The 13,204-nt window shown below is 58.0% G+C and carries 11 protein-coding genes; all 11 read right to left on the bottom strand.

Annotation, left to right across the window (positions count from 1 at the left end):
- Positions 1-28 precede the first annotated feature (28 nt).
- The 11 genes from GXN74_RS00210 to tsf all read right to left on the bottom strand — a co-directional run bounded on the left by GXN74_RS00210 (position 29) and on the right by tsf (position 13,187).
- The gene (locus tag GXN74_RS00210; protein ID WP_162368897.1) at positions 29-1,111 is read right to left on the bottom strand and encodes a type IV pilus twitching motility protein PilT; all 1,083 of its coding nucleotides are present in this window, start codon (positions 1,109-1,111) and stop codon (positions 29-31) included.
- Positions 1,108-1,608 carry a ribonuclease HI gene (rnhA, locus tag GXN74_RS00205; protein WP_162368896.1) on the bottom strand — a complete coding sequence of 167 codons (501 nt, stop codon included), beginning with the start codon at positions 1,606-1,608 and terminating at the stop codon, positions 1,108-1,110. Before rnhA ends, GXN74_RS00210 begins: the two co-directional genes overlap by 4 nt.
- Positions 1,609-1,621: 13 nt before the next feature.
- Complete coding sequence (locus GXN74_RS00200; RefSeq protein WP_162368895.1) at positions 1,622-5,959, bottom strand: PolC-type DNA polymerase III; 4,338 nt, start codon at positions 5,957-5,959, stop codon at positions 1,622-1,624.
- Between the two features lie 23 nt (positions 5,960-5,982).
- Positions 5,983-7,056, bottom strand: coding sequence for a flavodoxin-dependent (E)-4-hydroxy-3-methylbut-2-enyl-diphosphate synthase (gene ispG, locus GXN74_RS00195; protein ID WP_162368894.1), 1,074 nt, complete (start codon positions 7,054-7,056; stop codon positions 5,983-5,985).
- A 27-nt stretch (positions 7,057-7,083) separates the two neighbouring features.
- The gene (gene rseP / locus GXN74_RS00190) at positions 7,084-8,106 is read right to left on the bottom strand and encodes an RIP metalloprotease RseP (protein WP_162368893.1); all 1,023 of its coding nucleotides are present in this window, start codon (positions 8,104-8,106) and stop codon (positions 7,084-7,086) included.
- Entirely contained in the window at positions 8,103-9,260 is a 1,158-nt protein-coding gene (locus GXN74_RS00185) for a 1-deoxy-D-xylulose-5-phosphate reductoisomerase (RefSeq protein ID WP_162368892.1), read from the bottom strand. Before GXN74_RS00185 ends, rseP begins: the two co-directional genes overlap by 4 nt.
- Positions 9,261-9,285: 25 nt before the next feature.
- The gene (locus GXN74_RS00180) at positions 9,286-10,092 is read right to left on the bottom strand and encodes a phosphatidate cytidylyltransferase (protein WP_162368891.1); all 807 of its coding nucleotides are present in this window, start codon (positions 10,090-10,092) and stop codon (positions 9,286-9,288) included.
- Positions 10,082-10,819, bottom strand: coding sequence for an undecaprenyl pyrophosphate synthase (uppS, locus tag GXN74_RS00175; RefSeq protein ID WP_162368890.1), 738 nt, complete (start codon positions 10,817-10,819; stop codon positions 10,082-10,084). Before uppS ends, GXN74_RS00180 begins: the two co-directional genes overlap by 11 nt.
- Before the next feature lie 9 nt (positions 10,820-10,828).
- Complete coding sequence (gene frr, locus GXN74_RS00170; RefSeq protein ID WP_162368889.1) at positions 10,829-11,383, bottom strand: ribosome recycling factor; 555 nt, start codon at positions 11,381-11,383, stop codon at positions 10,829-10,831.
- A 15-nt stretch (positions 11,384-11,398) separates the two neighbouring features.
- Positions 11,399-12,103 carry a UMP kinase gene (gene pyrH / locus GXN74_RS00165; RefSeq protein WP_162368888.1) on the bottom strand — a complete coding sequence of 235 codons (705 nt, stop codon included), beginning with the start codon at positions 12,101-12,103 and terminating at the stop codon, positions 11,399-11,401.
- A 157-nt stretch (positions 12,104-12,260) separates the two neighbouring features.
- Positions 12,261-13,187 carry a translation elongation factor Ts gene (gene tsf / locus GXN74_RS00160; RefSeq protein WP_162368887.1) on the bottom strand — a complete coding sequence of 309 codons (927 nt, stop codon included), beginning with the start codon at positions 13,185-13,187 and terminating at the stop codon, positions 12,261-12,263.
- Positions 13,188-13,204 lie beyond the last annotated feature (17 nt).

Raw genomic sequence — 13,204 nt, 5'->3', positions numbered from 1 at the left:
CCAATCTGCTGTCTTCCCAAACGGATGCCTAACCCCGCTGCAGGAAGCTTTCCAGCAGCTGCAGGTCATGGGCCTTCATGGCGGCCTCTTCCCGGTCGATCTTCCCCGCCAGGCACAAGTCCGCAAGGCTCCGCTCCAGGCATACCATCCCGTGCTTGGAACCTGTCTGGATCAGACCGTTGACCTGATGGTGCTTCCCCTCCCGGATCAGGTTCCGCACGGCGGGAGTGGCGACCATGACCTCCGCGGCAAGAACCAGGGCCCCTTCTTCCTTGCCGGGAACCAGCTGCTGGGACACGATTCCCTCCAGCACGCTGGCAAGCTGGCTGCGGACCTGGTTCTGCTGGTCTGTGGGGAACACATCCACAATCCGGTCGATGGCCTTGACGGCGTTTCCCGTGTGCAGCGTGGAAAGGACCAGATGGCCGGTCTCCGCCGCCGTCAGGGCGATGGAAATGGTTTCCAGGTCCCGCATTTCCCCCACCATGATCACATCCGGATCCTCCCGCAGGGCCGCCTTCAGTGCGGAGGCGAAGCTGTTGGCGTCTTCCCCCACTTCCCGCTGGGTCACCATGCTGCTTTTGTGCCTGTGCAGGTATTCGATGGGATCCTCGATCGTCACCACATGATAGGGGTGTCCCGCATTCACCACGTCCAGCAGGCTGGCAAGGGTTGTGGACTTTCCGCTCCCGGTGGCTCCTGTGACCAGGACCAGGCCTTGGCGCCTGGCAGTGAACCCCTTCACCACCGGAGGCAGTCCAAGGGTTTCAAACCGGGGGATTTCCAGGGGAAGGGTGCGGATGGCCATGGCGTAGGTCCCCCTTTGGAGATAGACATTGCAGCGGAACCGTCCCAGGTTGCTCTTGGAGTAGGAGAAGTCGATGGACTTCTGCCGCTTCAGCCTCTCCAGCCGTTCCGGATTCAACTGGCTGCAGACCAGGTCCTCCACTTCCCTGGGTCCCATCCTCTCCATGCCTTCCACCGGCGCAAGCCGGGACCTGACCCGCATCATCGGACGGCTTCCCGCGCACAAGTGGAGGTCCGTCCCTTTTGCCGCAACGGTCTTTTCCAGCAGCAGGACCAGCAGTTCTTCCCCTCTCGGGCCGCTCATAGGCTGACCTTCCCTTCCGGCATTTCCCGCAGGTCCGGCAACAGGCCGTCCCCATCGGCGGCGGCCGTAGCCAGCTCGTCGCAGCGTTCGTTCTCCGGATGGCCGTCATGTCCACGCACCCACACGTACTCCACCGTATGGGGCTTCATGGCCAACAGGATCCTGCGCCACAAGTCCTCGTTCTTCACCGGCTCCTTCTTGGCCCCCCGTTTCCATCCGTTCTTGATCCAGCTCTTCAGCCAACCTTGGTTGAAGGCGTTGGCGATGTACTGGGAGTCCGTATGGACCGTCACATGGCAAGGCCGCTTCAGGGTTTCCAGCCCCTTCAGCACGGCCATCAGTTCCATCCTGTTGTTTGTCGTATTGGTGTAGCCTTGGCTCAGGCTGCGCTCGTGGACTTTGCCGTCCGCATCCTTGTAGACCAGCAGGGCGCCATAGCCCCCCGGCCCGTCCGGATTCCCCCGGCACGCCCCGTCCGTGTACAAATCCACTTCCATGGGATCCCCCTCTCTAGAACATGCTGATTTGATTGGTTTCCGGCAGGCCTGTCAGGATATGGTTCTCCCGGAGCAGGTCCACCAGGGTCTTGCTGATTTTCGTCCTGTTCCTGAAATCCTCCAGGGAAATGAATTCCCCCGCCTTCCTGGCCTCCACGATGCTCTCCGCCGCTTTCTCCCCCATGCCGCCGATGGCGGAAAGGGCAGGCATGATCCTGTTGTTGCAGATCCTGAAATGATGGGCGTCCACCGTGTACAGGTCGATGGGTTCGAATTCGTATCCCCGGGCGTACATCTCCTGGACGATCTTGAAGTCCTTGATCATGTCCTTTTCCTTTTTGCTCAGCTCGTTGAAGCGCTGCTTGTAGGAACGCAGGTGCTGCTCCAGGACCTGTTTCCCCTTGCACATGAGTTCGAAATCGAAGTTCGCGGCGCGGATGCTGAAGAAGGCCGCATAGTAGGCCAGTGGATGGTGTACCTTGAAATAGGCGATGCGGTAGGCCATCATCACATACGCCACCGCATGGGCCTTGGGGAACATGTATTTGATGGTGTTGCAGGACCAGATGTACCAGTCCGGGACTCCAAAGGAAGCCATCTCCTCCTCCCATTCGGGTTTCAGCCCCTTTCCCTTCCGGACGCTTTCCATGATGGTGAAGGAGAGTTCCTTGTCCAGCCCTTTGTTGATCAGGTACGTCATGATGTCGTCCCTGGTGGAGATGACGGTCTTGATGTCCGCCTTCCCCTGCCGGACCAGTTCCTGGGCATTGTTCGTCCAGACGTCCGTTCCATGGGACAGGCCGGAAATCCGCACCAGGTCGGAAAACGTCTGGGGTCTGGTCTCCAGGAGCATCTGCATGACGAAATCCGTGCCGAACTCCGGAACCCCCAGTGCTCCCAGGGGACAACCGTCCAACTCCTCCGGGGTGACCCCCAGGGCCTGGGTGGACCGGAAGAGGGACATGACCTTGGGCTCGTCCAGGGGGATCCGGGTTGCTTCCACCCCCGTCAGGTCCTCCAGCATCCGGATCATGGTCGGGTCGTCATGGCCCAATATGTCCAGCTTCAGGAGGTTGTGGTCGATGGAGTGGTAGTCGAAATGGGTGGTGACCACATTGGTGTTCATGTCGTTGGCCGGCTTCTGTATGGGGGTGAACTTGTAGATTTCCTGGTCCTTGGGGACCACGATGATTCCGCCTGGATGCTGCCCCGTGGTCCTGCGGACCCCGATGCAGCCCTGGATGATCCTAGTGATTTCCGCCTCGTTCACCGGAACCTCCCGTTCTTCGAAATAGTTCTTCACGAAGCCGTAGGCCGTTTTGTCCGCCAGGGTCCCGATGGTCCCCGCCCGGAACACATGCCCCTTTCCGAAAAGGGTTTCCGTATACTCATGGGCCGTGCTCTGGTATTCTCCGGAGAAGTTCAGGTCGATGTCCGGCTCCTTGTTCCCCTTGAAGCCCAGGAAGGTTTCAAAGGGGATGTCGTGTCCTTCCTTCGTCAGCGGTGTTCCGCAGACGGGACAGGCCTTGTCCGGCATGTCCACACCGGAATTTTGCGCGTAGGCCCTCACTTCCTCCGAATCGAAATCCGAATATTTGCAGCCTGGACAGATGTAATGGGGCGACAAGGGGTTCACCTCGGTGATCCCCGCCATGGTCGCCGCAAAGGAGGAACCCACGGACCCCCTGGAACCCACCAGATATCCGTCGTCATTGGATTTCTTCACAAGCTTCTGGGCGATGATGTACATGACCGCAAATCCGTTGCTGATGATGGAGTTGAGTTCCCTGTCCAGACGTTCCCGGACCAGCTCCGGAAGGGGGTTCCCGTAGAGGTCCGCCGCCCTTTCTCGGCAGAGGGCGGCCAGCTCCTCTTCGGCGCCTTCGATCACCGGAGGATATTTGTCCTTCTCCACCGGGGACAGGTTTTCTATGCTGTCGTTGATCCTGTGGGGATTTTCCACCACCACTTCCCAGGCCTCTTCCTCCCCCAGATACCGGAATTCCTCCAGCATCTCCTCCGTTGTCCGGTAGTAGAGGGGGGCCTGGTTGTCCGCATCATCGAAACCTTTCCCGGCCATGAGCACACGACGGTACACCTCGTCCTCGGGATTCAGGAAATGCACATCCCCCGTGGCCACCGTCAGCTTGCCCTTGGATTTGCCCAGCCGGATGATTTCCTTGTTGATTTCCTCCAGCTCTTTCCTGGACTCCACCAGTTCCTTTTCCACCATGAACTGGTTGTTCCCCAGCGGTTGGATTTCCAGATAGTCGTAGAAATCCAGCAGCCGCTCCATCTCATCCCCGTGCTTGCCTTCCAGAACCGCACGGTAGATTTCACTGTTCTCGCAGGCGGAACCCACCAGGAGACCATCCCGGTGTGCCTCCAGCATGGACTTGGGGATCCGGGGCGTCTTGAAGAAGTGTTGGATGTGGGAATAGGAGATGATCTTGTACAGGTTCAGCAGCCCCTGCCGGTTTTTCGCCAGGAGCACCACATGGTTGGGCCTGTACTTCTTCACCGGCCGCTCCATGGTCCGGGCCTTCTCCTCCAGGTCGTCCACTGTGGGGATCCCCCTCTCTTCCAGCAGGGGAATCAGCTTGGCCATGATTTCCGCGGTCGCTTCCGCGTCGTTCACCGCCCGGTGGTGGCCCGCTAGTCGGACATCCAGGTGCTTGGCCAGTGTGTCCAGCCTATAGTTCTTCAGGTCGGGGAATAGGATCCGGGCCAATTCCAGGGTGTCCAGGACCGTGGGGGTGAATTCGAGTCCCAGTAGCTGCAGCTGGTGGGAAAGGAAGCTCATGTCGAAGTCTGCGTTCTGGGCCACCAGCACCGTGTTGTCGCTTTTTCCGCAGAATTCCAGGAACTCGGGGAGCACCTGGCCGATCAGGGGCGCATGGCGCAGCATCTGGGGCGTGATTCCTGTAAGCTCCTGGATTTTCGGGGAAAGGGTCCGCAAGGGGTTCACGAAGCTGGAGAACCGGTCCACGATTTTCCCTTCCCGGATCCGCACGGCCCCGATTTCCGTGATGGCGTCCTTTTTCGCCCGCAGTCCCGTGGTTTCCAGGTCGAATACGACGAAGTCCCCCCGCAGTCCCTGTCCCCTGGGGCGTCTTACCACCGGCTTCCTGTCGTCCACCAGGTAACCCTCCACACCATACAGGATCTTCACGGGATGGTCGTGGGCCGCATGGAAGGCGTCCGGAAAAGCTTGCACGCCTCCATGGTCTGTGATGGCGACGGCCGGGTGGCCGAAGAAGGCTGCCCGCTTCACCACTTCCTTGGCTGCCACGACGCCGTCCATGTCGCTCATCTGGGTGTGGAGGTGCAGTTCGATCCTCTTCTTCGCGGAATTGTCCTTCCTGTGATGGGTCCTGAAATCCTCCATGGCCTCCATGGCGTTCACGAACACCCGCATGCCTTTTTCGTACTCGTCGAACTTGTAGACCCCTTTGATCCTTAAGAACCGGCCCTTCTTCATGCTGTCCTTCACCTTATCCAGATAGCGGTCCTTCTCCACAAAGCATTTGCAGGTGATGGATCCGGTGAAATCGGTGGCATCGAAAACAAGGAGGACTTTGCCCCCCTTCAGTTCCCTTGGTTCACGCATTTCGAACATTTGGACTTCCAGCAGGACCTCGTTGGTTCCCTCGTCGAAGTGACCGATTTTCGACACTTCCCCTGCGATGCCCTTTTTCCCCACCAGCAGGTCGGAGGGTTCCTTGGCGGTTCCTTCCCCTTGGATGACCTTCCTGACCTCCCGGGGGACGGCCGCCTGCACCAGCTCTCCCAAAATCTTCTGCTGTTCCTTGTCCCTGTTCCTGATGAAATCCGCATAAATCCGGTTTTCATCGTCCATTTTTTCGAAACGGACCTCGAACTCCCAGCCGAACCTGTCGCTGAACACCTGCCGGATCAGCTCCTCCATGCCATTTTGAGACATGTATTCGAAACTGTTCTTGTCGATGGGATAGACGATCGACCTGTCCGTCACCATCGGTTCCAGTTCCTTTACCATGGCGCCGCAGATGGGATTGGCCTGTTTCAGGAGATGGACGAGGGACTCCTTGTAAAGCGCGTAGAGCCCTTCCGCCGAAAGGGCGGAGGGCAGGTCGAACCGTTCCCGTATCTCCAGGCGGATCCCCTGGGGCTCCCCCAGACAGCAGAAAATCGCTTCCTCAAGCTCCCGGATGAAGACCGGATGGACCACCTGGGGCAGCCGCAGATGGAGGAACAGGTTGTTCCTGTCCCTTTCCAGGAACACACGCTCCACCAGTCCGTCCTGGAAATATTCCGCCAGGGACGGGCGCAGGGAAAGGTTCTCAAACACTTCCGTCAGTTTCTTCGTCACATCATTCACCGCTCCCCCGGGTCCTATCGGTCCACCCTGTCCTGCTCCTTGAGGATTTCCTCCATCAGGGCGTCCACCAGCTCTTCTTCCTTCACTTTACGCAGGAGCTTCCCCTTCTTGAAGAGGATGCCCATGCCGTCGCCTCCCGCAATGCCCAGGTCGGCCTCCCTGGCTTCCCCTGGACCGTTGACCACGCATCCCATGACCGCAACCTTCATGGTCTTCTTCAGGTGCGCAGTCCGCCGCTCCACTTCCTCGGCGATGGATACCAGGTCGATCCTGGTCCGTCCGCAGGTGGGACAGGAGATGATCTCCACCCCCCGGGGGGCCAGGTCCAGGGCCTGCAGTATCTGCCTTGCCACATGGACCTCTTCCACCGGATCCCCTGTCAGGGAGACCCGTATGGTGTTGCCGACGCCCTCGGCCAGAAGGACTCCCAGACCAACTGCGGATTTCACCGTTCCGGAGGACAGGGTTCCCGCTTCCGTGATGCCCAGATGGAGGGGATAGTCCATACGTTCGGCCGCCAGCCTGTAGGACCGTATGGAGAGCATCACATCGGAGGACTTGATGGACACCACCATCCGGTCGTATCCCATGTCCTCGATCTGCCTTACCTTCATCCAGGCGCTTTCCACCAGCGCTTCCGGCGTTGGTCCGCCGTGGCGGGCCAGCAATTCCCGCTCCAGGGAACCGCTGTTCACCCCCACCCGGATGGGGATGCCCCTTCCCCTGCAGGCTTCCACCACCGCTTGGAGGCGGTCCGTCCCTCCCAGGTTCCCCGGGTTGATGCGTATCTTGTCGGCCCCCTGCTCCACGGAAAGGATGGCCAGCGTGTGGTCGAAATGGATGTCCGCCACCAGCGGGATGTGGATCCTCCTCTTGATCGCCCCGATTGCCCTGGCGGCTTCAGGGGTGGGCACCGCCACCCGCACGATCTGGCATCCCGCCTCTTCCAAGGCGAGGATCTGGCCGACCGTGGCTTCCACATCTTCCGTTCTTGTATTGGTCATGGACTGGATGGAGACCGGATGCTCCCCCCCGATCCACATGTTCCCCACGGCTATGGCCTTGGTTTCATTTCTTTTCACCTGCATGGCAAACCTTCCTTCATGACTGCGCGTTTACAATTTCCTGATATCGTTGAAAAGGATGAGCAGCATCAGCCCCATCAGCAGGACAAAGCCGATGAAATGGATCATCCCCTCCTTTTCCTGGTCCAGCGGCTTCCCCCGCACGGCCTCCACCAGCAGGAAGACGAGACGTCCCCCGTCCAATGCCGGTATGGGCAGGAGGTTCATCACCCCCAGGTTGGCGCTGAGCAGCACCATGTAGAAGCTGATGGTCACAACCACCTGCTTTAACCCCAGCTTCACGCTCTCCTCATACCCCTGGCTTATTACGCTGACGATGCCGATGGGACCCGCAATCTGGTCCGCCGAAACATTGCCTCCGATCATCATCCCCAAGCTGTAGTATACCATCTTGATCCAAAACACCATCTCCAGGAAGCCGTATTTCACCACCTGGAGAAGGTTCATGTCCACCGGAACATAGGTGAGGCCCACCAGATAGCTTCCACTTTCCTCCACAAACCGGGGTGTCATCTGCAGGGACAGTTTTTCCCCTGCCCGTTCCACCACCATTTCCACCGGGGCTCCCCCCAGTTGGTTGATGTAGAAGGAGACCTCCCTGTAGGACGTGATGCCTTTTCCGTCCACCTCCAGGATCTTGTCGTTTGCCTGGAGTCCTGCGCTTTCCGCAGGATACCCTTCCAGGACTTCCCCCACCAGGTTCGTGTTGGAGCCCACCAGGGCCATGTAGATCATCCCGAAAAGGAAGGCAAGGATGAAGTTGAAGGCCGGGCCTGCCAGGACCGTCTGGATCTTCGCCCAAGGGGATTTTGAGGAGAAGGCCCGTTGGTCGTCCGAGCTTTCATCCTCCCCCAGCATCTTGCAGAACCCTCCCAAAGGCAGGATCCGGACGGAATACAGGGTCTCCCCCACTTTTTTGCCGATCAGCTTCGGACCCATGCCCACGGCAAACTCTTCCACAAGGATTCCATTCCTCCTGGCCAAAAGGAAATGGCCCAATTCATGGAAAAAGACGATGAAACCGAAAATGAGGATTGCTACGATGATGTTCAATATTTCCACCTGCTTTCAATGGTGCTCCAAGTCCAGCGTTCCGCCTCCAGTATATCCTCCACCCCTTTTGGTTCCCATGGCAGATGGCGTTCCAGGACGTCCTCGATGATGTCCTGGATGTCCAGAAAACGGATCTTTCCCTCCAAAAACAAGGCTACCGCCTTTTCATTGGCGGCGTTCAGGACGGTTGTCATGGTCTTTCCCTCCGCCATCGCCCCATAGGCCAGGTCCAGAAGACGGAAGGTCTTCCTGTCCGGCTCCTCAAAGTGCAGGTCCCGGATTTTGGCCAGATCCAACCGGGGATGCCGGTTGCTTCTGCGTTCAGGATAATAAAGGGCGTATTGGATGGGCAGCCGCATGTCCGGCAACCCCAGCTGTGCGATGACGGAGCCGTCCCTGAAGGAGGCAAGGGAATGGACGATGCTCTCGGGATGGACCACCACCTGGATCCGTTCTCCCTCCACACCGAACAGCCGGCCGGCCTCTATGACTTCCAGCCCCTTGTTCATCAGGGTAGCGGAATCGATGGTTATTTTGCTTCCCATGGCCCAGTTGGGATGGCGAAGGGCCTCCGCCACCGTCACCGACTCCAGGCTTTTCCTGTCCCTCCCCCGAAAGGGTCCCCCGGATGCCGTCAGGATCAGGGATTCCAAACTCTTCGGGTCTTCCCCATGCATGGATTGGAACAGGGCGCTGTGCTCGCTGTCCACCGGCAGGATGCGGACGCCGTGCTCCTTCGCCGCATCCATGACCAGTTTGCCGGCGGTCACCAGCGTTTCCTTGTTGGCGAGGGCGATGTCCTTCCCCGCGGCAATGGCCGCCAAGGTCGGGCGGATGCCGATCATCCCCACCACTGCCGTGACAAGCATCTCCACATCCTCCAGGGTCGCCAACGCCAGGAGTCCATCCATTCCCGACAGGACTGCGGTGGAGACATCCTGACGCCCCGCAAGCCGCAGTTCCAGGGATACGGCGGCCTCTGGATCCATCATCACGGCCAGCCTGGGGTTGAACTCCAGGACCTGGGCAAGCATCCCCTCCACATCCTTGTGGGCGGAAAGGCCCAGGACCTCCAGGTCCCCCTGTTCCCTTGCTATTTCCAGGGTTTGACTGCCTATGGAGCCTGTCGAACCCATGATCGCTATTCTTTTCATTTGCATCCTTTCCTTTGCGCCGGCATCAGTCGAGCAGATGCATGGCCGCATAGTAGACGTAAGGAGCAGCAAAGACGATGCTGTCCAGCCGGTCCACGATTCCCCCATGTCCCGGAATCAAATGGCCGAAGTCCTTCACTTCGCTTTCCCGCTTGAGGGCGCTGGCCGCCAGGTCCCCCAGTTGCGCCAACAGGGAACCTCCCAAGCCCACCAGGGCAAAAAGCCAAAAAGGATTGCCCCCCAGGAGGATCCCCTTGTAGGAGAGGAACAGTCCGAACAGGCCTCCCAGCAAAGAGGACCCCAACAGGCCGCCCACAGCCCCTTCCACCGTCTTCTTGGGGCTGACCACAGGGGCCAGCTTGTGCCTTCCCAGAGCCACCCCGGTGAAATAGGCGAAGGTGTCGCTGCCGAAGGCGATCACGAACACAAGCCAGACCAGGACGGAACCGAATGCCGGGTGCAGGCGGGTCGCCAGGAGGAAGCCCAGGAGGAAGACGACGTAGAAATAATTGAAGAAACTCACGAGCACCCAACGGAAGGGGACCTTGGGGTACCGGAGGGCGTAATAGGACAACAGCAGCAGGAGCAGTACCGCAAAGGTCTGGAGCCCCATGGGCTGCCTGGTCAGGAACACCTCCCCATATGCCCAAAAGGATAAGAGGAGGGGCATGATCCAAAGGAACTCGTCCCGGACCTTGAAGGCCCTGTTCAGCTCGAACAGGGCCAGTCCGGTCACCAGCACCAGCAATCCCAGGATATAGGCTCCTCCAAGATAAATGATCCCAAAGACCAGCGGCAGCGCCACCAGAGATGATAGTATTCTAGTTTTCATCACGGACCCCTCCATACCGTCGTTCCTTCTTGTTGTAGTGCAGGAGGGCGTCAACCAGATGCTCTTTCGTGAAATCCGGCCAAAACACCTTCGTGAAATGGAATTCCGCATACGCCAGTTGCCAGAGCAGATAATTGCTGAGGCGTTCCTCTCCACTGGTACGGATCAGAAGTTCCGGATCCGGGATGCCTGCGGTATCCAAGCTGGAAGAGAACAGGTCTTCGTTGATGGACTCGATGTCGCATCTGTTCTCCAGCACATCCCGGGCGATTTTTCTGGATGCCCTTAGGATTTCGTCCCGTCCCCCATAATTGAGGGCAATCTGCAATTGAAGACCCGTGTTGTTCAGGGTCTTTTCCTCCAGGGTTTCTATGCTCTGTATGATGTCGACCGCCAGGGCGGAACGGTTTCCGATCATGCGGACCCGCATGTTGTTCTCCATGGCGCTCTTGATGCTTTCCTTCAGGTATTGGCGCAGCAGGTCCATCAGGAATCCCACTTCCTCCGGAGACCTTTTCCAGTTTTCTGTGGAGAAGGCATACACCGTCACATAACGGATCCCCAAGCTGTAGGCGTCCCTGCAGATCCTCTTCAGGACATCGCTCCCCTTTTTGTGGCCGTAGGTGCGGGGCCTCCCTTTCGCCTTTGCCCAACGCCCGTTTCCATCCATGATGATGGCCACGTGCTCGGGTATGTCGCAATCCTTCAGCAATGACTGCACATCCATAACGTCCCCTTACACTTTCAGTATGTCTTGGATCTTCTCTTCCACATGGGCATCGATGTCCTTGATGAACTTGTCGGTCTGCTTTTGGATCTGGTCTTCCAGGTCTTTCAGGTCATCCTCGGTCAACGTATTGTCCCTCTGGCCTTTTTTGAATTGGTCGTTGGCGTCCCTTCGGATGTTCCGGATGGCCACTTTGGCGTCCTCACCCTTCTTCTTCACCTCTTTGGAGAGGTCCTTGCGCCGCTCTTCCGTCAGGTCCGGAAAATGCAGTCGAAGCACGATGCCGTCGCTGTTGGGGTTGATTCCCAGGTCGGACATCTGGATCGCCTTCTCGATCTCCTTCAGGGCCGTCTTGTCCCAAGGCTGGATCACCATCATCCTGGATTCCGGTATGGAGATGTTGGCCAGCTGTTGGATCGGCGTGGGAGTGCCGTAATAGTCCGCTTGAATCTTGTCAAGGATATGGGGGTTCGGCCGTCCGGCACGGATGGCGTTGAACTCCTCCTCCAGGGACTTGATGGTCTTCTTCATTTTTTCCACATATTTCGTCAGCTCTTCCTGCATCTTTTGCTCCTCCTGTCAAATGTAAACGAAAGTTCCGTTGATCTTGTCTTCTATGGCGTGCACGATGCTGTCCGGATCGTTCAGATAGAATACGGACATGGGCATCTTGTTCTCAAGGCATAGGATGGCAGCCGCCTGGTCCATCACCTGTAGGTTCCTCTGGAGGACTTCCGCCAGGGAAATCCTGTCGAAGCGGGTGGCCTCGGGGTCCTTCCTGGGATCCGCATCATAAACGCCGTCGATGTTTTTCGCCAGCAGAATCACGTCGGCGCCGATTTCCACCGCACGCAGGGCTGCCCCCGTGTCGGTGCTGAAGAAGGGATGTCCCGTTCCTCCGGCAAAAAACACCACGGTGTCCTCCTCCATGAGCGCCAGGGCTTCTTCCCTGTCGAAAGGTTTGGTCATGGTCCCCACGGAAAAGGGTGTCATCACTGCCGCCTTCACCCCCCGGGTGCGGAACACCTCCGCTGCGAACAGGCTGTTCATCACCGTAGCCAGCATTCCGATCTGGTCCGCACGGCTCCTGTCCATCTGCTGGTTGCTCCTCCCGCGCCAGAAGTTGCCGCCACCGATGACGATTCCCACCTGGACATTCCTCTCCACCAAGGCCTTCACCTGTCCTGCCACCTGTGCCACGGTCTCTTCATGGAACCCCGTTCCCTGTTCACCCGCCAGGGCTTCCCCGCTCAACTTCAGCAACACTCTGTTGTATTTCGCCATATCTGCTCCTCTGTCTACTAATTTATCATAAATCCATTCCCTTGGCCATAGCCTCTTTTCGTAAAACCTTTCAAAAAAAGGGCTCTCTCAAAATAGAATTGGATTCCATGGCGAGACAGCCCTTTTTTGTTATTCCATCTTCATCTGGACTTTCGGATTACATGCCCATCTGCTTTGCCACTTCTTCGGCAAAGTTTTCTTCCTTTTTCTCGATGCCTTCTCCGGTTTCGAAACGGACAAACCGCTTCACGGAAACCTTCTTGCCCGCTTCCTTTGAAACCTGCTCCAGATATTTCGCTACCGTCAGGTCGCCGTCCTTGACATACGCCTGTTCAAGCAGGCAGATTTCCTTGAGCTGCTTGTTCAGTCTTCCGATGATCATCTTCTCGATGATGTTGGCGGGCTTGTCCGGATTCTCGTTCATCGCCTGCTGGGTCAGGATGTTCTTTTCGGACTCCTTGTACTCTTCAGGGATTTCGTCGGAGGAAACGTATTTGGGGGCGATGGCCGCAACCTGCATGGCCAGGTTCTTCGCACATTCCACAACAGCGGCATCCGCACCGTCGACGACCACTTCCACCAGGACACCGATCCTTCCGCCGCCGTGGATGTAGGAAACCACTGCGCCGTTATCGGCAACCACCTTTTCAAAGCGGCGGATGCTCAGGTTTTCACCGATTACGGCAATCTTCTCGTTCAGAACCTCTTCCACTGTCTTGGAGGGGTCCAGGGCCCAAGCTTCCGCTTTGAAGCTTTCCACGTCCAGGGCGTTTGTCTGCAGAGCCTGCTTCGCAACTTCCGCAACAAACTCCTTGAACAGGTCGTTCTTGGCGACGAAGTCGGTTTCACTGTTCACTTCCACAAGGGCGGCAGTCTTTCCGTCTTCGGACTCGCATACGGCCACAAGGCCTTCTGCGGCAATCCTTCCCGCCTTCTTTGCGGCTTTCGCCAGTCCCTTTTCACGCAGATATTCGATTGCCTTGTCGATGTCGCCATTGGTTTCCGCAAGCGCGTTCTTGCAGTCCATCATGCCGGCACCGGATCTTTCCCTCAGTTCTTTGACCATTCCTGCTGTTATTGCCATTCGTACACCCTCCGTAT

It is taken from the genome of Anaerotalea alkaliphila (genome assembly GCF_010179735.1).
Taxonomy (GTDB): domain Bacteria; phylum Bacillota; class Clostridia; order Lachnospirales; family Vallitaleaceae; genus Anaerotalea; species Anaerotalea alkaliphila.
Note: the sequence above shows the minus strand (reverse complement) of the source record. Positions and strands in the feature narration are given on the sequence as shown.

What these genes read in the sequence shown, in the direction of transcription:
- GXN74_RS00210 (WP_162368897.1), bottom strand. Translation starts at nt 1,111, where the DNA reads ATGAGCGGCCCGAGAGGGGAAGAACTGCTGGTCCTGCTGCTGGAAAAG.
- rnhA (WP_162368896.1), bottom strand. Translation starts at nt 1,608, where the DNA reads ATGGAAGTGGATTTGTACACGGACGGGGCGTGCCGGGGGAATCCGGAC.
- ispG (WP_162368894.1), bottom strand. Translation starts at nt 7,056, where the DNA reads ATGCAGGTGAAAAGAAATGAAACCAAGGCCATAGCCGTGGGGAACATG.
- GXN74_RS00185 (WP_162368892.1), bottom strand. Translation starts at nt 9,260, where the DNA reads ATGAAAAGAATAGCGATCATGGGTTCGACAGGCTCCATAGGCAGTCAA.
- GXN74_RS00180 (WP_162368891.1), bottom strand. Translation starts at nt 10,092, where the DNA reads ATGAAAACTAGAATACTATCATCTCTGGTGGCGCTGCCGCTGGTCTTT.
- uppS (WP_162368890.1), bottom strand. Translation starts at nt 10,819, where the DNA reads ATGGATGTGCAGTCATTGCTGAAGGATTGCGACATACCCGAGCACGTG.
- frr (WP_162368889.1), bottom strand. Translation starts at nt 11,383, where the DNA reads ATGCAGGAAGAGCTGACGAAATATGTGGAAAAAATGAAGAAGACCATC.
- pyrH (WP_162368888.1), bottom strand. Translation starts at nt 12,103, where the DNA reads ATGGCGAAATACAACAGAGTGTTGCTGAAGTTGAGCGGGGAAGCCCTG.
- tsf (WP_162368887.1), bottom strand. Translation starts at nt 13,187, where the DNA reads ATGGCAATAACAGCAGGAATGGTCAAAGAACTGAGGGAAAGATCCGGT.